The sequence below is a fragment of the Streptomyces sp. NPDC059499 genome, assembly GCF_042749285.1.
Taxonomy (GTDB): Bacteria; Actinomycetota; Actinomycetes; order Streptomycetales; family Streptomycetaceae; genus Streptomyces.
The window spans coordinates 228,632-250,153 of record NZ_JBHYTT010000008.1 but is presented as its reverse complement, the minus strand read 5'-3'; the positions used below and the strand labels follow the sequence as shown (position 1 = coordinate 250,153).

Genomic DNA, 21,522 nt, shown 5'->3' with positions numbered 1-21,522 from the left:
GCCGGGTCCGGGCCGTTCAGTCCTCGTGCCCCAGTTGGAGATCGCGTTCGGTCCGGCCACCGCCCGGGACCTGGAGCACGGTGGCGACCGGCGGGTAACCGGCGGCGATCACGGTGTACTCACCGGTCGACAGGTCCACGAAGCGGAACGCTCCGTCGGGTCCGGTGGCGAGCGTGTCGACGACATTGCCCGCCGCGTCCAGCAGGGTGACCCTGGCGTCCTCGACGACCCGCCCGCCGGGGGCCCGTACGACACCGCGCAGCACGGCCCCGCCGGCCAGTTCGATGTCCTGCCTGGTCTCCCTCGCGGCCTGCACGCTGACCGGCAGGGCGGCGGGGCGGAAGGCGGGGGCGCCGGCCGCCAGGGTGTACTCACCGGCCACCAGCTCGCCGATCACATAGCCGCCTTCGCGCCCCGTGCGGGTGGTCGCGACGACTTCGCCGCGCACGTCGGTGAGCGTCACCGTCGCGTCGCGGACCGGGGCCCCGTCGGGGGTGACGACCGCGCCCGCGAGCCGTCCCGCACCGCCGAGCACCACGTCGAGCTCCACGGGCCGTTCGCCGACGGTGACGCTGACGGCTTGCGGCTGGTGCCCGCCCGCCCCGGCGATCAGCACGTACGAACCGGCAGCGGGCGCGCTGAGCGCGTACCGCCCGTCGTCGCCGCTCGCACCACGTCCGATCTGCCGCCCCTGGACGTCGATGAGGGTGAGGGCGGCGCGCCCCACCTTCGTACCGTCGGGGTGCTGGACGCTGCCGCAGACCGGGACGCCCGACAGCCGTCCGGCCTGCGGGCCGGGGTCGGTGCGGGCCGCGGGGATCGTGGAGTGCGTCGCGGACGGGTCGGCGGCCGTGCCGGGGGTGTGGTGGGACACCAGGGGTTTCTCCTTGAGGAAGAAGGCGAGGAACAGGCCGAGCAGGAGCACCGGCACGAGGTAGAGGAAGATCCGCGGCATCGCGTCGGCGTACGCCTGGATGTAGGCGTCGCGCAGGGCGGGCTCCATGGCGTGGACCAGCTGCGGGGTGATCGACTCCGGGTCGGGCAGGTCGGCTCCGGTCGGGAGCCGCACCCCGAGTGCGTCCCCGAGCCGCCCCGCGAACAGGGTTCCGAAGATCGCCGCCCCGACGCTGCCGCCGATCTGGCGGAAGTAGTTGTTGGCACTGGTCGCGCTGCCGAGGTCGGCGGGGCGTACGGAGTTCTGGACGGCGAGGACGAGCACCGGCATGACCAGGCCGATCCCGATGCCCAGGACGGCTTGCCCGAAGCCGTACTCGACCGCCGATGTGTCGGTCTCCAGCCGGGAGAGCAGCCACATGCCGACGGCCGAGACCGCACTGCCGGCGAGGGGGTAGATCCGGTAGCGCCCGGTCCGCGAGATCAGCTGGCCGGAGACGATGGACGCGCCGACGATGCCGCCCATCATGGGCAGCATCAGCAGCCCCGACTCGGTCGCGGTCGCGCCCTCGACCATCTGGAGGTACGTCGGCAGGTAGCTGGCGGCTCCGAAGAGCGCGACCCCGATGACGGCCCCCACCAGTGCGGTGACGTTGAAGACCGAGTCCCGGAACAGCCGCAGGGGGATGACGGGTTCGGCCGCACGGTGCTCGACGGCGAGGAACAGCAGAGTCGTTCCGGCAGCACCGGCGGCGAGTCCCAGGACGGTGCGCGAGCCCCAGGCGTACTCCGTTCCGCCCCAACTCGTCAGCAGCACCAGGCAGGTCGAGGCGGCGGCGAGCAGCAGCGCCCCGAGCACGTCGAGGCGGGGGCGGACGGCCGGCTTGGGCAGTTTCAGTACGACGGCGATGACGGCGAGGGTGACCAGGCCGAACGGCACGTTGATGTAGAAGCACCAACGCCAGGAGGCGTGGTCGGTGAAGAAGCCGCCGAGCAGAGGTCCCGCGACGGACGCGAGGCCGAAGACGGCCCCGATGAGGCCCATGTAGCGGCCGCGTTCCCTGGGCGGGACGATGTCGGCGATGATCGCCTGGACACCGATCATGAGTCCGCCGCCGCCGATGCCCTGGACGGCCCGGAAGGCGATGAGTTCGTCCATCGTGCGCGACCGGCCGGCGAGCGCGGAGCCGATGACGAAGACGACGATCGCGAACTGGAAGACGCCCTTGCGGCCGAAGAGGTCGCCGAGCTTTCCGTAGACGGGCAGGCCGATGGTGGAGGCGAGCAGATACGCCGTGACGGCCCAGGACATCTTGTCCAGGCCGTGGAGCTCACCGACGATCTTCGGCAGGGCGGTGGCCACGATCATCTGGTCGAGCGCCGCGAGCAGCAGGGTGAGCATCAGCCCGAGGAAGACGAGGCGGACCCGACGGGGGCTGATGTCCTCGGACGCCGCGGGAGGCGGTGGGGGCGGCGTGGCCGGGGCGCCTCCTGCGCCACTCGGCTCGTTCTTCACCAGAGTGATCCCACCCACCACGTGACGCTCCCCTCGTCGCTGCTGCGCCGCCCATTTCTCGCATCAGGCGGCAAGGCAGGGCAAACGCGACCGGGCGCGCGGGAGGCGCACACAGAGGGCTTATGCGCCGGTGGGAGGTGCTACGGCGCACAACCGGCCGTCCCGGAAAACCACCCGTTCCGGTGAGGCCGGTTGTGGAACCGACGGGGCGGCCGACGGGCTACTTCTCGACCTCGGTGGCGAGGTTCTGCAGGAGCTCGTCGTAGATCCGGCCGAGGCCCTTCGGCGCGAAGGTCCTTTCGAAGAAGCCGCCGATGCCGCCGGCACCGTCCCAGACGGTCGAGACGACGGCCCTGGACCTGCCCTCACCGGCCGGAGTGACGGTCCAGGTGGTGACCATGGAGGAGTTGCGGTCCTTCTCGACCAGCTGCCCGTCGGTCGGCTCGGTGACCTCGAGCAGGCAGTCGCGGACGCGCTTGCTGGTGGCCTGGAGCTTCCAGTGCACGAGGGTGCCTTCGCCGTCTCCGCCCTCACGCACCTCGTACTCGCTGAAGTGGCCCGTCAGCACCTTGCCCCGGACCTCCTTGTAGTCGGCCAGCGCATCGAACACAGTCTCTGCGTCCGCCGCGATGATCCGCTCCGTCGTGGCCTCGACCTGCGCCATGCCTGCTCCTCAGCACTCGGTTGTTCGGGGTGTAGCTGAGCCAACCACCTCCGGTACTGCCCCTCAAAATCGGGCCTCGTGATCCCACCGCGCACGATCAAGGGAACAAGTGTTCTATTCTCTGCGCAGTGCTACCAAGGAGGCGTCCATGCGCTGGGACAATCTGGCCGAGAACACCGCAAAGGCGGGTAACGGCGCGCTCTTCGCCGCGGACGCGGTGACCACGCGCACCTTCGACACCCCGGAATTCCGAGGGATCACCTTCCACGAGATCCGGGCCCGCTCGATCGTGAACCGGGTGCCCGGCGCGTCCCGCATGCCGTTCGAATGGACCGTGAACCCCTATCGGGGTTGCTCCCACGCCTGCGTGTACTGCTTCGCCCGCAAGACCCACAGCTATCTGGACCTGGACACCGGCCTCGGTTTCGACTCCCAGATCGTCGTCAAGATCAACGCCGGTGAACTGCTGAACCGCCACCTCGCCTCCCGGCAGTGGCACGGTGCGCACATCGCGATGGGCACCAACGTCGACTGCTACCAGCGGGCGGAGGGCCGCTACCGGCTGATGCCGGGCATCATCACGGCCCTGCGCGATCACGCGAACCCCTTCTCGATCCTGACGAAGGGCACCCTGATCCTGCGCGACCTGGAGCTGCTGCGGCAGTCGGCCGAGGTCACCGAGGTCGGCATCTCCGTCTCCGTCGGCTTCACCGACCCCGGACTGTGGCGCACGGTCGAACCGGGCACCCCCTCCCCCGAGCGCCGCCTGGACGTCGTGCGCACCCTCACCGACAACGGCATCGGCTGCGGTGTGCTGATGGCACCGGTCATCCCCTTCCTCAGCGACGGTCCGGACCAGCTGCGCACCACGGTCCGCGCCATCGCCGCCGCCGGGGCCACGTCGGTGACCCCGCTCGTGCTGCACCTGCGCCCCGGCGCCCGCGAGTGGTTCATGCAGTGGCTGGGCGAGCACCATCCGCACCTGGTGCGCCGGTACGAGCGGATGTACGCGGACGGGGCGTACGCGCCGACCTGGTACCAGCGCCGCATCACCCGCCGGGTGCACGAACTGGCGGCCGAGTTCGGCATCGGTCCCGCCCGCCGGGGCGAGGCCCGCCGGGTCTCTGCACCCGAGGTGCCGGTACCCCTGCCCGACGCTCCCGCCACCGGCCCCACCCAGCTCACCCTGCTCTGACCGCACCCGCGCTCCTGCCCGAACGGGTCAACTCTCGATGGAATCTGTCCTGCCGTGCCCGAATTCGGGGAGCATCCGGCGGGGGCTGTGCCGCTCACAGGCGCGTTCCCTCCACCACGGGAGGCCATATGACGAAACGTGCAGGAATTCTGGTCGCAGTCGGGGCCACGGTCGCGGGTCTGGTGACCGCCGCACCGTCCACCGCGACCGCCGGAACGGCGACGGGCGCACCGAGCGCCGTCGCACCGCTCAAGTGGACCGCGTGCGGGACGGCGTCGTATCCGACCCTGCAGTGCTCAACGGTCCGCACCCCGCTGGACCATGACCGTCCGTCGGGCAGACGGATCACCCTCGCGCTCTCCCGGATCCCGCACACGGCGAAGACCTCGCAGGGTCCGCTGCTGGTCAACCCCGGCGGCCCCGGAGGCAGCGGGCTCTCGATGGCGGGCTTCGTGGCGGGCTCGCTGCCCAAGAAGCTCGCCGCCCAGTACGACGTGATCGGGTTCGACCCGCGCGGGGTCGGGAAGAGCACCCCCGCACTGAACTGTGTGCCGAAGTACTTCGACCCGGTGCGCCCCGACGCCGTTCCGGACTCCTACGCGGCCGAGAAGGCCAACAGGGACCGGGCCGCGTCCTTCGCCGCCGCCTGCGGCAAGAAGCACGGCGACCTGCTGCCCTTCATGGACACGGTCAGCGCCGCGAAGGACCTCGACGTGATCCGCGGGGCCCTCGGCTCGCAGCAGATCAACTACTTCGGCTACTCCTACGGCACCTACCTCGGCGCGGTGTACGCGAAGCTGTTCCCGGAGCGTGTGCGCCGCCTGGTCCTCGACTCGATCGTCGACCCGGACGGCGTCTGGTACGAGGACAACCTCGCCCAGGACCACGCGTTCGACTCCCGCCACAAGGCGTTCGCGGCCTGGGTCGCGAAGAACGACGCCACGTACGGGCTCGGCACCGACCCGGCGGGCGTCGAGGCCGCCTGGTACGACATGCGCGCCGCGGTCAAGGAGCACCCCGCGGGCGGCAGGGTCGGCCCCAGCGAGCTGGAGGACACCTTCATGCCCGGCGGGTACTACGACGGCTACTGGCCCTCCCTGGCAAAGGCGTTCGCGGCGTACGTGAAGGACGCGGACCAGGAGGCGCTGGTCTCCGCCTACGAGAACTTCGCGGCCATGGACGCGAGCGGCGAGAACGGCTACTCCGTCTACGCGGCCGTGCAGTGCCGCGACGCCGCCTGGCCCCGGACCTGGAGCACCTGGCGCAACGACACCTGGCAGGCCCACCGCAAGGCACCCCTGATGTCGTGGAACAACACCTGGTACAACGCTCCGTGTGCCACCTGGCCCGTGGAACCGCTGGAGCCGTTGCGGGTCACCAACCGCAGCATCCCGCCCGCGCTGCTCTTCCAGGCCACCGACGACGCCGCCACGCCGTACGAGGGCGGTGTCACCATGCACCGCAGGCTCAAGGGCTCCAGCCTGGTCGTCGAGGAGGGCGGCGGCAACCACGGCATCACCCTGAGCGGCAGCGCCTGCCTGGACGCCTACCTGGTGGACTACCTCACCGACGGCACCCTCCCGCGCGCCGCCGGCAGCGGGGCGGACGCGGTCTGCGAGGCGCTGCCCGAGCCGAAGCCGCCGAAGGCCGCGAAGGCGGGCACGAGCACGAAGGGCAGCACGCTGCACGGGCTGCTCGGCTTCCGCGGCTGAAGCCCGTCCGCGTAGCCGCCGGGGGCGTACGCCAGGATGGTCAGCATGACGACACGGCCCACTCCCGCGTACGTCCCCGGCGTTCAGGTCGAGGACATGGCGCTCGACGACTGTGCCGCCGTGGCGGAGATCCGGGTGCGCGGCTGGCAGTCCGCGTACGCCGGAATGATCCCGCAGCCGTATCTGGACGCGATGGACATCGCGTCGGACGCCGAGCGCCGCCGTGGCTCCCTCACCGCGGGCAGGTCCGTCGACGTCGTCTCCCGGACGGCACCGGACCCCGCCGTGACCGGCTGGGCCTGTTACGGCCCCGACCGCGACGGCACCGGCAGGGCCGGACGCTGCGAGCTGTACGCGATCTACGTGCACCCGGAGCGGACCGGGGCGGGGGCCGGCCGGGCGCTCCTGGCCGAGCTGACCGCCCGTGCCGTGGCGGCCGGTTTCCACGAGATGGCGCTGTGGGTGCTCAAGGAGAACGGGCGCGCCCGCCGCTTCTACGAGCGGGCGGGCTTCCGGCCGGACGGCGCGGAGGAGCCCTTCGAGGTGGGCGGCGCCTCGGTGCCCGAGGTCCGGTACGTGCGGGCTCTCAGGGGGCCGGCAGCCGGCTGAGCGCCTCCGCCGCGGCCCGGCCGAGGCGGGGGTGCGGCAGCGCAGCCTCCAGGACCGGCCTGGCCTCGCGATCCCCCAGGCTCCCCAGCCCCTCCACGCAGGCGAGCGCGACGCGCCAGTGCGGTTCCTCCGGCGTCAGCAGCCGCCGCAGGGTGCTGACCAGCACGGGCACCGATTCCGGCGCGCGCAGGGCGGTGAGCAGCCGTACCGGGTGCATCGCGTAGGCGGTGCGCAGCGTGTTCGTGGCAAGTGCCGCGGCGGCCCTGGGTGTTCGGGGGTCGTCGAGGAGCAGCAGGGCGTGGGCCGCCGAGACGCAGCGCTCGGGGTCGCGGTGGTTGAGGAGGAGGACCAGCGCCTCGAAGGCCCGGCGGTCGCCCCGGCAGCCGAGCCGGAACGCGGCGATCTCACGCGCCCACAACGGTCGCGCGGGCTCGATCAGGACGCGTGCCAGCTCCTCGTCGTCGTCCGTGGCCAGGAGCCGTTGGCAGACCGCCGGTTCCTCGGCCTCGTCCCGCAGCCTGTCCGTCAGCGAGCGCAACTCCTCATCCATGACAGTCAGCTTATCGATGCACACGCACCGTGTCGGCCCCAACTGTGTGCCAGCGCACATCCGTCCAGGGCTGGCGCGCTCATTACTTGCCGGTTAACCTCATGTGAGCGGGACACACACCCGCCGACTCGGGTGGCCTGGTGACGCAGCCACCCGGAGTGCTTGTCGGTTCGGCAGCTTTGAGAGACGTGACTCGGGACAGAGTCCGTCACCTTTTCCCCGGTCCTGTGCGTGCCCAGCACGCCCCGGGCCCTGAGCACCACGACACAACTCCCGCACGCCGAGCGCCGGTTCTCTTCGACCGTACGCGCCGCCCGTGCTCCTCTCAGTCGTCACTCACCCTGGAGTCCCGTGATGGACACCCCGCTCAGCACCATTGCCGTCGTCGGCCTCGGCACCATGGGAACCGGCATCGCCGAGGTCCTGGCCCGTGCGGGCCGCGAGGTCATCGGCATCGACATCAGCGAAGCCGTCGCCCGTCAGGCCGTCGCGTCCCTGGAGGCCTCCACCGCACGCGCCGTGCAGCGCGAGCGGATCACGGAGCAGGAGCGGCGCGACATCCTCGCCCGCTTCCGCACGTTCTCCGATCTCCAGGCCGCCGCGGACGCGGAGCTGGTCATCGAGGTCGTGCCCGAGTCCTACGAGATCAAGCAGCAGGTCTTCCGGGAGCTCGACGCCGTCGTCTCCCCCACCGCGATCCTCGCGACCGGCACGAACGCCCTGTCGGTGACACGGCTGGCCGCCGAGTCGCAGCACCCCGAGCGTGTCCTGGGCCTGCACTTCTTCAACCCGGCGCCCGCCATGAAGCTCGTCGAGGTGGTCTCCTCCGTGCTGACCGCGCCGACGGCCGTGGAGACCGTCACCCGGCTGGCACGCGAACTGGGCAAGGAGCCGGTCGCGGTCGGCGACCGGCCCGGATTCGTCGCGGACGGGCTGCTGTTCGGCTACCTGAACCAGGCCGCCTCCATGTACGAGGCGAACTACGCCTCCCGTGAGGACATCGACGCGGCGATGAAGCTGGGCTGCGGGCTGCCGATGGGCCCCCTCGCCCTGCTCGACCTGATCGGCATCGACACGGCCCGCACGGTCCTGGAGGCCATGTACTCGGCGTCCCACGACCGGCTGCACGCACCGGCTCCCGTGCTCGGGCAGCTCAGCGAGGCGGGTCTGACCGGCCGCAAGGCGGGCCGCGGCTTCTACACGTATGACGCCCCCGGCGGCCAGACCGTGGTGCCGGACGCCCGGACCCCCCTGGCCGGCACGGGTTCGGTGGCCGGGCGCGAGGTGTCCTCGGTGGGTGTCGCCGGCTCCGGGACCATGGCCTCGGGCATCGCCGAGGTCTTCGCCAAGGCCGGGTACTCCGTGGTCCTCGCCGCGCGCAGCCAGGAGAAGGCGGACACGGCGAAGGCCCGGATCGCCAAGTCGCTGGACCGTTCGGTCTCCAAGGGACGGCTGACGGCCGAGGCGCGCGAGGAGACGCTCGCCCGGGTCACACCGGCCGGGTCCCTGGACGCGTTCGCCGAGGTCGACCTCGCCGTCGAGGCGGTCGCGGAGGACCTGGACATCAAGCAGCAGCTGTTCGCGACGCTGGACAAGGTCTGCAAGCCGGGTGCGGTGCTGGCCACGACGACCTCCTCGCTGCCGGTCGTGGCGATCGCGAAGGTCACCGCGCGTCCCCAGGACGTCGTCGGGATGCACTTCTTCAACCCCGCGCCCGCGATGAAGCTCGTCGAGGTGGTCCGCACGGTGCTGACCGCCGACGACGTGCACGCCACGGTGCGCGAGGTCTGCGTGAAGGTGCGCAAGCACCCCGTCGACTGCGGGGACCGCGCGGGCTTCATCGTCAACGCGCTGCTGTTCCCGTACCTCAACAACGCGATCAAGATGGTCGAGGAGCACTACGCGACCCTCGACGACATCGACGCGGCGATGAAGCTGGGCGGCGGCTACCCGATGGGCCCGTTCGAGCTCCTGGACGTCGTCGGGCTCGATGTCTCGCTCGCCATCGAGAAGGTTCTGCACAGCGAGTTCCGCGATCCGGGCCTGGCCCCGGCGCCGCTGCTCGAGCATCTGGTGGCCGCGGGCTGCCTCGGCCGCAAGACGGGGCGCGGCTTCCGCGAATATGCCCGCCGCTGAGCCCGGAGCCGGGTGGGGCGGGCTGCTCGGGCCCTCGGGCGACCCGCCCCCACGGGCGCACTCTCCTGCACGGATGAGTTACGTTCACACCATGTCGCAGCCTGCCAGGTCCACCCGTTCCGCCGCCGCGCCCGACGCCACGGAGAGTGCCGCAGGCACCCGCGCCGCTGCCCAACGGCTCAAAATGCGCCGCGAACTGGCCGCCGCGGCGATGGAGCTCTTCGCGACGAAGGGGTACGAGGCGACGACGGTCGACGAGATCGCGGGCGCCGCCGGAGTCGCACGGCGTACGTTCTTCCGCCACTTCCGCTCCAAGGAAGAGGCCATCTTCCCGGACCACGACGACACCCTCGTCAGGGCCGAGGCCGTCCTCAATGCCGCTCCCGCGCACGAGCACCCGCTGGACACCGTGTGCCGCGGCATCAAGGAAGTCATGCGGATGTACGCGGCGAAGCCGGCGGTCTCGGTGGCGCGCTACAAGCTGACCCGTGAGGTTCCCACCCTCCGGGAGGCCGAAATCGCCTCGGTGGCCCGTTACGAGCGGCTGTTCACCCGCTATCTGCTGGGCCATTTCGACGAGCGCGACCACCATGTGGGCAATGACGACCCGCTGCTGGCCGAGGTGGCCGCGTCCGCCGTGGTGACCGCGCACAACCATGTGCTGCGGCGCTGGCTGCGGGCGGGCGGCCAGGGCGATGTGGAGGCCCAGCTGGATCATGCCTTCGCCATCGTGCGGGACACGTTCGGGACGGGTATCGGCGCCGGACGGACCGCGGGGAGCGAGCCCGCGAAGACCCCGGTCGCCTCCGTGGTCACGGAGGGCGAGGTGCTGGTCGCGGTGGCGCGGACCGACGCGCCGCTCGACGAGGTGATGCGCACGATCCAGCAGGCCCTCAAGGACCGCTGAGAAGGACCGCCGGGCGTACGGCGCGGCAGCCGAAACCCGGTTGCCGGGGCCGGACCCCCGTGCTCGGGTGTGCCGATGACATCCGATCCCGCAGCACTGCTCGCCCTCTTCGACCACCAGATGCGTGAACACGCCCGCCCCGACGGCCCCGGCGTAAGGGTCGAACGCATGGGAGACCTCGTACGGCAGACCGGCAGAGCCGACGACTGGAACGGTGTCGTCTGGACCGCTCCGGATCTCGGTCCCGTACAGGCGGACGCGGCGATCGCGGCGCAGGTGGAGCACTACACCTCGCTCGGGCACGACGAGTTCGAATGGAAGCTGTACGCACACGACAGCCCCGCCGATCTGGGCGGGCGCCTGGCCGCGGCCGGTTTCGAGCCCGAGCCGGCGGAGACGCTGCTGGTCGCCGAGGTGGCGGAGCTGCCCACGTCCGTGGAGTTCCCCGCAGGCGTCGAGCTGCGCACCGTGAACGACGCCGCCGGCGTGGAGCTGATGGTCCGGGCCCACGAACTGGCCTTCGGCACCGACGGCTCACGGCTGCGTCACCAGACGCTGGCCAGGCTCTCCGAGGCCCCTGACACCTTCGTGGCCGTCCTGGCCGTGGCGGGCGGCGAGCCGGTGAGCTCGGCCCGTATGGAGCTGTATCCGGGCACCGACTTCGCCGGCCTCTGGGGCGGCGGGACGGCCGCGCCCTGGCGGGGCAGGGGCATCTACCGGGCGCTGATCGCCCACCGTGCCCGTGTCGCCGCCGAGCGCGGCTACCGGTACCTGCAGGTCGACGCGACCGACCTGTCGGCCCCGATCCTGCGCCGGCTCGGCTTCACGGCCCTGAGCACGACGACCCCGTACGTCTACCGCACCACGCCGTAACCGCACCATCTCCAGGAGCAATCGGGCATAGCGCTCATCATATTGCTCATGCGTGCCGTACAGATGACAAGTGAGAGAAATTGTTGGCACTCGGTGCCTTGCCACCTGTCACGGAGTGCCATACGTTGAAGGTGTCCGGGCGGCCGGCGTGCAGAGACCTCTCGTACGTCGGCTGTCCCCGCAATCCACCGTGTCTGCGCGCCCGGACGCCTGCGTCACAGGCAACCCTTCTGCTCCACCGAGCAGGCCGAAGCACCACCCCGCCGAACCGACGGCACACCTCCACACCGCACCGCCCCCCTGTCCACAGGGGTCCCTCCAGCGTTCCCTCGGCGTTGGAGACCCGATCTGCCGGAGGCATCACCGTGAAGGAAATCCTGGACGCGATCCAATCGCAGGACAGCACTGCCGCGGACTTCGCGGCCCTGTCCATCCCCGAGTCGTACCGCGCGGTGACCGTGCACAAGGACGAGGCGGAGATGTTCGCCGGGGTCGCCAGCCGCGACAAGGACCCGCGCAAGTCCCTCCACGTCGAGGACGTGCCGGTGCCCGAGCTCGGCCCGGGCGAGGCCCTCGTCGCGGTCATGGCCAGCTCCGTGAACTACAACTCCGTCTGGACCTCGATCTTCGAGCCGGTCTCGACCTTCGGCTTCCTGGAGAGGTACGGCAAGCTCAGCGACCTCAGCAAGCGTCACGACCTCCCGTACCACGTCATCGGCTCCGACCTCGCGGGCGTCGTGCTGCGCACCGGTCCCGGCGTCAATGCCTGGAAGCCCGGCGACGAGGTCGTCGCGCACTGTCTGTCCGTCGAGCTGGAGTCCTCCGACGGCCACAACGACACGATGCTCGACCCCGAGCAGCGCATCTGGGGCTTCGAGACGAACTTCGGCGGACTCGCCGAGATCGCGCTCGTGAAGTCCAACCAGCTGATGCCCAAGCCGGACCACCTCAGCTGGGAGGAGGCGGCGGCCCCCGGTCTCGTCAACTCGACGGCGTACCGCCAGCTCGTCTCGCGCAACGGCGCCGGCATGAAGCAGGGCGACAACGTGCTCATCTGGGGCGCGAGCGGCGGACTCGGCTCGTACGCCACGCAGTTCGCCCTCGCCGGCGGCGCCAACCCGATCTGTGTCGTCTCCAGCGACCAGAAGGCGGACATCTGCCGGAAGATGGGCGCGACCGCGATCATCGACCGCAACGCCGAGGGCTACAAGTTCTGGAAGGACGAGCACAACCAGGACCCGCGCGAGTGGAAGCGCTTCGGCAAGCGCATCCGTGAGCTGACCGGCGGCGAGGACGTGGACATCGTCTTCGAGCACCCGGGCCGCGAGACCTTCGGCGCCAGCGTGTACGTGACCCGCAAGGGCGGCACGATCGTCACCTGTGCCTCGACCTCGGGCTACAACCACGAGTACGACAACCGCTACCTGTGGATGTCCCTCAAGAGGATCGTGGGCTCGCACTTCGCCAACTACCGCGAGGCGTGGGAGGCCAACCGCCTGGTGGCCAAGGGCAAGATCCACCCGACGCTCTCCAAGGTCTACTCCCTCGAGGACACCGGCCAGGCCGCGTACGACGTGCACCGCAACCTCCACCAGGGCAAGGTCGGCGTCCTCGCGCTGGCGCCCCGCGAGGGCCTGGGCGTGCGCGACGAGGAGCTCCGCGAGCAGCACATCGACGCCATCAACCGCTTCCGGAACGTCTGAGGTTCACCAGATGACTGAGCGCCAGAAGGACCGGCCCTGGCTCATGCGGACGTACGCCGGTCACTCGACCGCCGAGGCGTCCAACGAGCTCTACCGGCGCAACCTCGCCAAGGGGCAGACGGGTCTGTCGGTCGCCTTCGACCTGCCGACGCAGACCGGCTACGACCCCGACCACATCCTCGCCCGCGGCGAGGTGGGCCGGGTCGGCGTGCCCGTCTCGCACCTCGGTGACATGCGGCGTCTGTTCCAGGACATCCCCCTGGAACAGATGAACACCTCGATGACGATCAACGCCACCGCGATGTGGCTTCTGGCGCTCTATCAGGTCGTCGCCGAGGAGCAGGGCGCGGACCCGGACAAGCTCCAGGGCACGACGCAGAACGACATCGTCAAGGAGTACCTCTCGCGCGGGACGCACGTCTTCCCGCCGGTCCCCTCGCTGCGGCTGACCACCGACATGATCACGTACACGGTCAACCGCATCCCGAAGTGGAACCCGATCAACATCTGCAGTTACCACCTGCAGGAGGCGGGAGCCACTCCGGTCCAGGAGATCGCGTACGCCATGTCGACGGCCATCGCGGTCCTCGACGCGGTGCGCGACTCCGGACAGGTGCCCGAGGAGAAGTTCGGCGAAGTCGTCGCCCGTATCTCCTTCTTCGTGAACGCGGGTGTCCGCTTCATCGAGGAGATGTGCAAGATGCGCGCCTTCGGCCGCATCTGGGACCGGGTCACCCGCGAGCGGTACGGCATCGTGAACGCGAAGCAGCGGCGCTTCCGGTACGGCGTGCAGGTCAACTCCCTCGGGCTGACCGAGGCGCAGCCGGAGAACAACGTGCAGCGCATCGTCCTGGAGATGCTCGCCGTGACGCTCTCCAAGGACGCCCGCGCCCGCGCCGTGCAGCTGCCCGCCTGGAACGAGGCACTGGGGCTGCCGCGCCCCTGGGACCAGCAGTGGTCGCTCCGCATCCAGCAGGTGCTCGCCCATGAGAGCGATCTGCTGGAGTACGAGGACATCTTCGCCGGGTCGCACGTCATCGAGGCCAAGGTGGACGAGCTGGTCACCGAGTCGCTCGCCGAGATCGACCGGATCCAGCAGATGGGCGGCGCGATGGCCGCCGTCGAGTCCGGCTACCTCAAGTCGGAACTCGTCTCCTCGCACGCCGCGCGGCGGGCACGGATCGAGGGCGGCGACGAGAAGATCGTCGGCGTCAACATCTACGAGACGACGGAGCCGAACCCGCTGACCGCCGACCTGGACGCGGCGATCATGACGGTGGACCCCGCCAACGAGGCCCGGGTGGTCGCGGCGCTGCACGAGTGGCGCGACAACCGCGACGAGGCCCGTGCCTCCGAGGCGCTCGCCGCGCTCAAGAAGGCCGCGGCCGGCACCGAGAACATGATGGAAGCGACAGTGGAGTGCGCCCGTGCGGGTGTCACCACCGGCGAGTGGTCCTGGGCGCTGCGGGACGTCTTCGGCGAGTTCCGGGCACCGACGGGCGTCTCGTCGGCGCCGGTCGCCGTGACCGCCGAGGCCGGCACCCCGCTCGCCCTGGTCCGTGAGAAGGTCGCGCGCACCGCCGACGACCTGGGCGTGGGCCGGCTGCGCCTGCTGGTGGGCAAGCCGGGCCTGGACGGACACTCCAACGGCGCCGAGCAGATCGCCGTACGGGCCCGTGACGCGGGCTTCGAGGTGGTCTACCAGGGAATCCGCCTCACGCCGGAACAGATCGTCTCGGCAGCCGTCGCTGAGGACGTGCACTGCGTCGGCCTGTCGATCCTGTCCGGCTCGCACGCCGAGCTGGTGCCGGACGTACTGACCCGGCTCCGCGAGGCGGGCGCGACCGACATCCCGGTGATCGCGGGCGGCATCATTCCGCCCGCCGACGCCGCCGCACTGATCGGGGCCGGCGTCGCCGCCGTCTTCACCCCGAAGGACTTCGGTATCACGGAGATCATCGGCCGTATCGTCGACGAGATCCGGAAAGCCAACAAGCTCGACCCTCTGGAGGTCCCCGCATGACCACGCCCGCCCCCGTGAACCGTCTGCGTCCGCGCCGCTCCTGCCTGGCCGTGCCGGGCTCGAACCCGCGGTTCCTGGAGAAGGCCCAGGGCCTTCCCGCCGACCAGGTCTTCCTGGACCTGGAGGACGCCTGCGCGCCGCTCGCCAAGGAAGGCGCCCGGCACCACATCGTCGACGCGCTCAACAACGGCGACTGGACGGGCAAGACCCGGGTCGTGCGCGTCAACGACTGGACGACGCACTGGACGTACCGCGATGTCATCACGGTCGTCGAGGGCGCGGGCCCGAACCTCGACTGCATCATGCTGCCGAAGGTCCAGGACGCGCAGCAGGTCGTCGCGCTGGACCTGCTGCTGACCCAGATCGAGAAGACGATGGGCTTCGAGGTCGGGAAGATCGGCATCGAGGCGCAGATCGAGAACGCCAAGGGCCTGGTGAACATCGACGACATCGCCGCCGCCTCGCCCCGACTGGAGACCCTGATCTTCGGCCCGGCCGACTTCATGGCCTCGATCAACATGAAGACCCTGGTCGTCGGCCAGCAGCCGCCCGGTTACCCGGCGGACGCGTACCACTACATCCTGATGCGCATCCTGATGGCGGCCCGTACGCACGACCTCCAGGCGATCGACGGCCCGTTCCTGCAGATCCGCGACGTGGACGCGTACCGCGAGGTCGCGGGCCGTGCCGCGGCGCTGGGCTTCGACGGCAAGTGGGTGCTGCACCCCGGTCAGGTCGACGCGGCCAACGAGGTCTTCTCACCCTCGCAGGAGGACTACGACCACGCCGAGCTCATCCTCGACGCGTACGACTGGTGCACCTCGGAGGAGGGCGGCAAGAAGGGCTCGGCGATGCTCGGCGACGAGATGATCGACGAGGCCAGCCGCAAGATGGCGCTGGTGATCGCGGGCAAGGGACGCGCCGCCGGTATGCAGCGCACCTCCAAGTTCGAAGCCCCGGAGGCCTGATCATGCAGTTCGGACGCACATACGAGGAATTCGAGGTCGGTGCTGTCTACAAGCACTGGCCCGGAAAGACGGTCACGGAATACGACGACCACCTCTTCTGTCTGCTGACCATGAATCACCACCCGCTGCACATGGACAGCAACTACGCCGAGAAGACGACGGATTTCGGAAAGAACGTCGTCGTCGGCAACTACATCTATTCGCTGCTGCTCGGCATGTCGGTGCCGGACGTCTCCGGCAAGGCGATCGCCAACCTGGAGGTCGAGTCGCTGAAGCACGTCGCGCCGACCTTCCACGGCGACACGATCTACGGCGAGACGACCGTGCTCGACAAGACGCCGTCGAGGTCCAAGAGCGACCGCGGCATCGTCTACGTCGAGACGAAGGGCTACAAGCAGGACGGCACGCTGGTCTGCGTGTTCCGCCGCAAGGTGATGGTCCCCACCGAGACGTACATCAAGGAGCGGGGCGGCGAGCAGCCCGGCCGCCCGGAGCTGGTCCAGCCGCCGCAGAAGAACGTGGAGAAGTAGCCATGAGCCGACTCGCGCAGACCGCCGGTCTGACCGATATCCAGCAGGAAATCCTCTCCACGGTCCGGGATTTCGTCGACAAGGAGATCATTCCTGTCGCGACCCAGCTGGAGCACCGCGACGAGTACCCGACGGAAATCGTCGAAGGACTGAAGGAACTCGGCCTGTTCGGGCTGATGATTCCCGAGGAGTACGGCGGTCTGGGCGAGTCGCTGCTCACCTACGCACTGTGTGTGGAGGAGATCGCCCGCGGCTGGATGAGTGTGTCGGGCATCATCAACACGCATTTCATCGTGGCGTACATGCTCAAGCAGCACGGCACGCAGGAGCAGAAGGACACCTTCCTGCCGCGGATGGCACTGGGCGAGGTGCGGGGCGCCTTCTCGATGTCCGAGCCGGCACTGGGCTCCGACGTCTCCGCGATCACGTCCAAGGGCGTCAGGGACGGCGACGAGTACGTTCTCAACGGCCAGAAGATGTGGCTGACGAACGGCGGAACGTCCACTTTGGTGGCCGTCCTGTGCAAGAGTGACGAAGGACACCCCGAGGGCACCGCCCCCCACAAGTCGATGACGACCTTCCTGGTGGAGAAGGAGGCGGGCTTCGGTGAGGTCCGTCCCGGTCTCACCATCCCGGGGAAGATCGACAAGATGGGCTACAAGGGCGTCGACACGACCGAGCTCATCATGGACGGACTGCGCATTCCGGCCAATCGCGTACTGGGCGGCACCACCGGCCGAGGTTTTTACCAAATGATGGACGGTGTCGAAGTCGGCCGCGTGAATGTCGCCGCACGTGGCTGCGGTGTCGCACAGCGTGCATTCGAACTGGGCGTTTCGTACGCCCAGCAGCGCCAGACCTTCGGAAAGCCGATCGCTCAGCACCAGGCGATCCAGTTCAAACTGGCTGAAATGGCCACCAAGGTCGAAGCGGCTCATGCGATGATGGTGAATGCAGCGCGCAAAAAGGACTCCGGGGAGCGAAACGACCTGGAGGCAGGGATGGCGAAGTACCTCGCATCCGAGTACTGCAAGGAAGTCGTCGAGGACGCCTTCCGTATCCACGGCGGCTACGGCTTCTCCAAGGAGTACGAGATCGAGCGCCTCTACCGTGAGGCACCGATGCTGCTGATCGGTGAAGGTACCGCCGAGATCCAGAAAATGATCATCGGTCGCCGGCTCCTCGAGGAGTACCGGTTCCAGGGCTGATTGTCCCCTTCAGGGTGATTTGGTGGCGAAGAACATCACACCGAGTCACCCTCGTCCGGAGCCTTTCAGCTGTCCGACTCGGCTGCTGGCTTGCCCAGTTGCCGCTCGCACCCGATAGCATCGCGGGAAAGCCGCCGTCCCCCCCTTGCCAGCGCGGCATCATCCGCTACGAAGGTCATCCATGCCCGACAGCCAAACCTCTGCATCACGCGGCGGGGTCCGCCTTGCGCGCGGAGCATCGCCGTGGCTCCTCCCGACCGTCGCCACCGCGGCACTCAGCCTCACCCGGGCCCGCAGGTCCGGGCGCTGGGCCGCTGTGGCCGTGCCCACCACCGCGCTCGCGGCGGGCATGCTGTGGTTCTTCCGGGACCCCGAGCGCGAGATCACCCAGGGCCGCGTCATCTCGCCGGCCGACGGTGTGGTGCAGAGCATCATGCCGTGGAAGGACGGGCGCACCCGCGTCGCGATCTTCATGAGCCCGCTGAACGTCCACGTCAACCGGGCCCCCCTGGCCGGCACCGTGACATCGGTCGAGCACATCCCGGGTGGATTCGTCCCGGCGTTCAACAAGGAGAGCGAGAACAACGAGCGCGTTGTCTGGCACTTCGACACCGAGCTCGGCGACATCGAGATGGTGCAGATCGCCGGAGCGGTCGCCCGTCGCATCGTCCCCTACATCCCGCAGGGTACGAAGGTGGAGCAGGGCGAACGCATCGGTCTGATCCGGTTCGGCTCGCGCGTCGACATCTACCTTCCGGAAGGTATCGATGTCGCGGTCGAGGTCGGACAGGCCACCACCGCGGGGGTGACTCGAATTGACCGTGATTGATCCTGATACACAGGCCGGCTGGGTACCGGAGGCCGAGGAGGATGCCGACGCCGAGGACATGCCGCTCTCGATGCGGCTGTCGATAGCGGACACCCTCACTCTCGGTAACGCCACGTGCGGATTCATGGCGGTGTACTTCACCACCACGGGGATCCTCATCCCGCACCTCACCGGCAGCGACGAGACGGGCATGGCCCGTCACTCCGCCGCCACCGCGGTGATCCTCATGCTCCTGGCGGCGGTGTTCGACCTCTTCGACGGGCTCGTGGCACGCAAGCTGCGTTCCTCGCCGATGGGTGCGGAGCTCGACAACCTGTCGGACCTGATCAGCTTCGGGCTCGCCCCGGCCTACTTCGTGCTCGTGTACGGAATGGTCGCGGACGACGCCCACCAGCGGGTGTCGGCGCTCGCGGCGATCGTGGTGCTGCTGGCGGTGGTGCTCCGGCTTGCGAGATTCTCCTGCGTGACGCTGAAGGACGGCATGTTCCAGGGCATGCCGAGCCCCTTCGGGGCATTGACGGTCGTCTCGATCGTGCTCCTGGAGCTGCCCTTCGTGCCGACGCTGCTCGCGATCGTCGGAGTGGCGTGGCTGATGGTCAGCCGGGTCGAGTACCCGAAACCGCGAGGTGTCCTCGCGGTGGCGATGCTCGGCTGGATCGTGGCCGCGATGGGTCTGCTCGCCGCATGGGCGTTCGACGCCCCCGGCGGCCAGCTGCTCCTGCAGACCGGCTGCGCGCTGCAGGTCGTGCTGGGTGCGGTGATCCCGCTCTTCGCCACGGCGCGGCGGGTGAACACCTTCCGCGACAACCGGCGCGAGGCACGGGCGGCCCAGCTCCCGTAACGCACGGCACGGACAGACACGAGGGCCCGGATGCTCCCCGGCATCCGGGCCCTCGTGCGTCCCGGTACACCGCGATGTCCTCCGGACCGAGTGGGCGTATTGTCCATATATGCCGCATTCGGTAATGGGCGCCCCGCCGCTCGTCACGGTGAGGGGTTGAAGCGTGCAGGACCAAGCCGCCTCCGTCGCCGCCACGGGAGCCTGGACGGAGCTTCTGGACGGCCCCGTGGCCCGTGTCGTCCAGGAGGCCGGCGCGTCCGTGGCCATGCTGTACCTGCTGCCGAGGAACGAGACCACGCTGCGCCTGACGGTGCTGGCCGGAGCGCCGGGCCAGCTGGCCGCTCCCTGGAACCGGGTGACACTGTCCTCACCGATGCCGGTGTCGGACGCCCTCCGCCACCGGTGTCTGATCTGGCTCGGCAGCCAGGAGGAACTGGCGCGCCGCTATCCGCGCCCCGCCCTGGTGATGCCCTACCGGTTCTCCCTGGCCGCCGCACCGATCCGTACGGGAGACACCGACTGGGGCGGGCTGCTCCTGTTGTGGCCCGGCTCGCACCCCCCTCAGCTGGCGCCACGGGAACGTGATGCCGTGGTCCGCGGCTGCCGCAACATCGGCATGCTCATGCAGCAGTCCGAGAGCAGCGGCTACCCCGTGCTGCCCGGGACCCAGCCACGGGTGCTGCCCCCGCCGGCGCCGCCGGTCCCTGATCCGGCCGAGGGCACGGCAGCGATGGAGTTCGTGCGGCGGCTGCCCGGGGGGAGCTGCGCGCTGAAGATGGACGGGACCGTCAGCTTCCTCACCCCCTCGGCCGCGGAACTGCTCGGCGCCCGCCCCGAGGACGTCCTGGGCACCCTGCCGTGGGTGTCGCTCCCCTGGATGGACAATCCCGCCATCGAGGACCACTACCGGGCCGCGGTCTTCAGCCGCCAGCAGACGTCCTTCACCGCCCTGCGCCCACCGGACCGGTGGCTGTCCTTCCACCTCTTCCCGAACGCCACGGGCATCAGCGTCCGGATCCTTCCCGCCGTGAAGCCCGAGCCGGCGGACTCCCCGCTGCCGCTGGCGGCGCCGACACCCGCGACGCCCAGCCGGGCCACCGCCCTCTACCACCTGATGCACCTTGCCGCGACCCTCACCGAGGCCGTCGGCACCCGGGACGTGATCGAGCTGGCCGGCGACCAGCTCATGCCCGCCTTCCGGATCCACTCCCTCATCGTGCTGACATCGGACCAGGGACGGCTGCGGATAGAGGGCGGCCGCGGCAGTCATGCCGCGCTCGTGGACGGCTTCGACGGTGTGCCGCTGTCCGCGGACAATCCCGCCGCGCACGTGCTGACCACGGGCGTCCCCGCCTTCTTCGCCACCGCGGGGGAGCTGGAGCGCGCCTACCCCGGACTCGTCCTCCGTGAGACGGTCGCAGCCTGCGCCTCTCTCCCCCTGGTCGTCTCCGGGCACCCCACCGGCTCTCTGGTGCTCTCCTACGACCGTCCCCACGACTTCCCGCCCGAGGAACGTGCCCTGCTCACGTCCATCGCCGGTCTGCTCGCCCAGGCGCTCGACCGCGCGCGCCTCTACGACACCAAGGACAGGCTCGCGCACAGCCTGCAGGCACACCTGCTCCCCCACACCCTGCCCCGCATCCCCGGACTGGACGTCGCCGCCCGCTACCTCCCGGCCGCCCGCGGCACGGGCATCGGCGGGGACTTCTACGACCTGATCCGGCTGGACGACACGACGGCCGCGGCAGCCATCGGCGACGTCCAGGGCCACAACGTGAACGCCGCCGCTCTCATGGGCCAGGTCCGTACGGCCGTGCACGCCTCCGCCGGGGCGCCGCCCGACGAAGTGCTCGCACGCACAAACCGGCTGCTCACCGATCTCGACCCCGGCCTGTTCACCAGCTGTCTGTACGTCCATCTCGACCTCGCCGGGCACCGCGCGGTCCTGGCCACCGCAGGACACCCCGGACCGCTCCTGAGGCAGCCGGACGGACAGACCGAGGTTCTCGATCTTCCGCCGGGTCTCCTGCTGGGCATCGATCCGGCGTCCCGCTACCCGACGGCCGAGATCCCGCTGCCGCCGGGGGCGACGCTCGCCCTGTTCACGGACGGCCTCGTGGAGGCTCCGGGGGTGGACTTCGAGGACGCGACGGCCGAGCTGGCCGAACACTTCGCGTTGGCCCTCGACCAGGACATGGACGACGTGGCCGACACGCTCGTGCGGTACGCGGAGCGGTACACACCCGGCACCGACGACATCGCCCTGCTCCTCATCAACGCTCTGGGGACAAGCGCTCCACCGCGGCCGGAGCGCTGAGGCCTGGATCCCCGGGCGCCCGGGGCCTGGGGCGGCTGCCGGGGCGG

17 protein-coding genes are annotated in these 21,522 nt (G+C 69.9%); 14 read left to right on the top strand and 3 right to left on the bottom strand.

The window, feature by feature from the left end; translation table 11 throughout:
• Window positions 1-16: 16 nt before the first annotated feature.
• Window positions 17-2,431 carry an MFS transporter gene (locus ACFW9O_RS20605; protein ID WP_384611128.1) on the bottom strand — a complete coding sequence of 805 codons (2,415 nt, stop codon included), beginning with the start codon at window positions 2,429-2,431 and terminating at the stop codon, window positions 17-19.
• Window positions 2,432-2,630: 199 nt separating this feature from the next.
• Window positions 2,631-3,074 carry an SRPBCC family protein gene (locus ACFW9O_RS20600; protein ID WP_351171496.1) on the bottom strand — a complete coding sequence of 148 codons (444 nt, stop codon included), beginning with the start codon at window positions 3,072-3,074 and terminating at the stop codon, window positions 2,631-2,633.
• Between the two features lie 148 nt (window positions 3,075-3,222).
• Here ACFW9O_RS20600 and ACFW9O_RS20595 point away from each other — a divergent pair, with 148 nt between their 5' ends.
• From ACFW9O_RS20595 to ACFW9O_RS20585, 3 genes are all read left to right on the top strand, one after another.
• Complete coding sequence (locus ACFW9O_RS20595; RefSeq protein ID WP_384611126.1) at window positions 3,223-4,269, top strand: Rv2578c family radical SAM protein; 1,047 nt, start codon at window positions 3,223-3,225, stop codon at window positions 4,267-4,269.
• 128 nt (window positions 4,270-4,397) lie between these two features.
• Window positions 4,398-5,981, top strand: coding sequence for an alpha/beta hydrolase (locus tag ACFW9O_RS20590; RefSeq protein ID WP_384611125.1), 1,584 nt, complete (start codon window positions 4,398-4,400; stop codon window positions 5,979-5,981).
• A gap of 45 nt (window positions 5,982-6,026) precedes the next feature.
• Entirely contained in the window at window positions 6,027-6,590 is a 564-nt protein-coding gene (locus ACFW9O_RS20585) for a GNAT family N-acetyltransferase (RefSeq protein WP_384611123.1), read from the top strand.
• Here ACFW9O_RS20585 and ACFW9O_RS20580 read toward each other — a convergent pair.
• A complete protein-coding gene (locus tag ACFW9O_RS20580) occupies window positions 6,568-7,140 on the bottom strand; it encodes an adenylosuccinate lyase (protein ID WP_384611121.1) in 573 nt (190 codons plus the stop codon). The two genes, ACFW9O_RS20585 and ACFW9O_RS20580, sit on opposite strands and share 23 nt — an antisense overlap.
• A gap of 354 nt (window positions 7,141-7,494) precedes the next feature.
• Between ACFW9O_RS20580 and ACFW9O_RS20575 the strand changes: the two genes are divergently transcribed.
• From ACFW9O_RS20575 to ACFW9O_RS20525, 11 genes are all read left to right on the top strand, one after another.
• Entirely contained in the window at window positions 7,495-9,276 is a 1,782-nt protein-coding gene (locus ACFW9O_RS20575; protein WP_351171481.1) for a 3-hydroxybutyryl-CoA dehydrogenase, read from the top strand.
• Between the two features lie 91 nt (window positions 9,277-9,367).
• The gene (locus ACFW9O_RS20570; RefSeq protein ID WP_384611119.1) at window positions 9,368-10,183 is read left to right on the top strand and encodes a TetR family transcriptional regulator; all 816 of its coding nucleotides are present in this window, start codon (window positions 9,368-9,370) and stop codon (window positions 10,181-10,183) included.
• A gap of 75 nt (window positions 10,184-10,258) precedes the next feature.
• On the top strand, window positions 10,259-11,056 hold the full coding sequence (locus ACFW9O_RS20565) for a GNAT family N-acetyltransferase (RefSeq protein ID WP_384611118.1): 798 nt from the start codon (window positions 10,259-10,261) through the stop codon (window positions 11,054-11,056).
• Window positions 11,057-11,421: 365 nt separating this feature from the next.
• Entirely contained in the window at window positions 11,422-12,759 is a 1,338-nt protein-coding gene (gene ccrA / locus ACFW9O_RS20560) for a crotonyl-CoA carboxylase/reductase (RefSeq protein ID WP_351171469.1), read from the top strand.
• Between the two features lie 10 nt (window positions 12,760-12,769).
• Window positions 12,770-14,782 (top strand): protein meaA, encoded by a 2,013-nt coding sequence (locus ACFW9O_RS20555; protein ID WP_329205841.1) that lies wholly within the window; start codon window positions 12,770-12,772, stop codon window positions 14,780-14,782.
• Window positions 14,779-15,750: an HpcH/HpaI aldolase/citrate lyase family protein gene (locus ACFW9O_RS20550; RefSeq protein WP_384611116.1), complete on the top strand. Its 972-nt coding sequence runs from the start codon at window positions 14,779-14,781 to the stop codon at window positions 15,748-15,750. The genes ACFW9O_RS20555 and ACFW9O_RS20550 overlap by 4 nt, the downstream gene beginning before the upstream one ends.
• Before the next feature lie 2 nt (window positions 15,751-15,752).
• Window positions 15,753-16,280, top strand: a complete 528-nt coding sequence (locus ACFW9O_RS20545) for a MaoC family dehydratase (RefSeq protein WP_329205844.1) — start codon at window positions 15,753-15,755, stop codon at window positions 16,278-16,280.
• 2 nt (window positions 16,281-16,282) lie between these two features.
• Window positions 16,283-17,488, top strand: coding sequence for an acyl-CoA dehydrogenase family protein (locus tag ACFW9O_RS20540; RefSeq protein WP_351171460.1), 1,206 nt, complete (start codon window positions 16,283-16,285; stop codon window positions 17,486-17,488).
• A 181-nt stretch (window positions 17,489-17,669) separates the two neighbouring features.
• On the top strand, window positions 17,670-18,317 hold the full coding sequence (locus tag ACFW9O_RS20535) for a phosphatidylserine decarboxylase (protein ID WP_351171457.1): 648 nt from the start codon (window positions 17,670-17,672) through the stop codon (window positions 18,315-18,317).
• Window positions 18,304-19,158: a CDP-diacylglycerol--serine O-phosphatidyltransferase gene (gene pssA, locus ACFW9O_RS20530; protein ID WP_351171454.1), complete on the top strand. Its 855-nt coding sequence runs from the start codon at window positions 18,304-18,306 to the stop codon at window positions 19,156-19,158. The genes ACFW9O_RS20535 and pssA overlap by 14 nt, the downstream gene beginning before the upstream one ends.
• A gap of 163 nt (window positions 19,159-19,321) precedes the next feature.
• On the top strand, window positions 19,322-21,475 hold the full coding sequence (locus ACFW9O_RS20525; protein ID WP_384611112.1) for a SpoIIE family protein phosphatase: 2,154 nt from the start codon (window positions 19,322-19,324) through the stop codon (window positions 21,473-21,475).
• Window positions 21,476-21,522: the final 47 nt, after the last annotated feature.

Coding starts and splice junctions, on each gene's coding strand:
- ACFW9O_RS20600 (WP_351171496.1), bottom strand. CDS start 3,074: ATGGCGCAGGTCGAGGCCACGACGGAGCGGATCATCGCGGCGGACGCA.
- ACFW9O_RS20595 (WP_384611126.1), top strand. CDS start 3,223: ATGCGCTGGGACAATCTGGCCGAGAACACCGCAAAGGCGGGTAACGGC.
- ACFW9O_RS20590 (WP_384611125.1), top strand. CDS start 4,398: ATGACGAAACGTGCAGGAATTCTGGTCGCAGTCGGGGCCACGGTCGCG.
- ACFW9O_RS20585 (WP_384611123.1), top strand. CDS start 6,027: ATGACGACACGGCCCACTCCCGCGTACGTCCCCGGCGTTCAGGTCGAG.
- ACFW9O_RS20580 (WP_384611121.1), bottom strand. CDS start 7,140: ATGGATGAGGAGTTGCGCTCGCTGACGGACAGGCTGCGGGACGAGGCC.
- ACFW9O_RS20575 (WP_351171481.1), top strand. CDS start 7,495: ATGGACACCCCGCTCAGCACCATTGCCGTCGTCGGCCTCGGCACCATG.
- ACFW9O_RS20570 (WP_384611119.1), top strand. CDS start 9,368: ATGTCGCAGCCTGCCAGGTCCACCCGTTCCGCCGCCGCGCCCGACGCC.
- ACFW9O_RS20565 (WP_384611118.1), top strand. CDS start 10,259: ATGACATCCGATCCCGCAGCACTGCTCGCCCTCTTCGACCACCAGATG.
- ACFW9O_RS20555 (WP_329205841.1), top strand. CDS start 12,770: ATGACTGAGCGCCAGAAGGACCGGCCCTGGCTCATGCGGACGTACGCC.
- ACFW9O_RS20550 (WP_384611116.1), top strand. CDS start 14,779: ATGACCACGCCCGCCCCCGTGAACCGTCTGCGTCCGCGCCGCTCCTGC.
- ACFW9O_RS20545 (WP_329205844.1), top strand. CDS start 15,753: ATGCAGTTCGGACGCACATACGAGGAATTCGAGGTCGGTGCTGTCTAC.
- ACFW9O_RS20540 (WP_351171460.1), top strand. CDS start 16,283: ATGAGCCGACTCGCGCAGACCGCCGGTCTGACCGATATCCAGCAGGAA.
- ACFW9O_RS20535 (WP_351171457.1), top strand. CDS start 17,670: ATGCCCGACAGCCAAACCTCTGCATCACGCGGCGGGGTCCGCCTTGCG.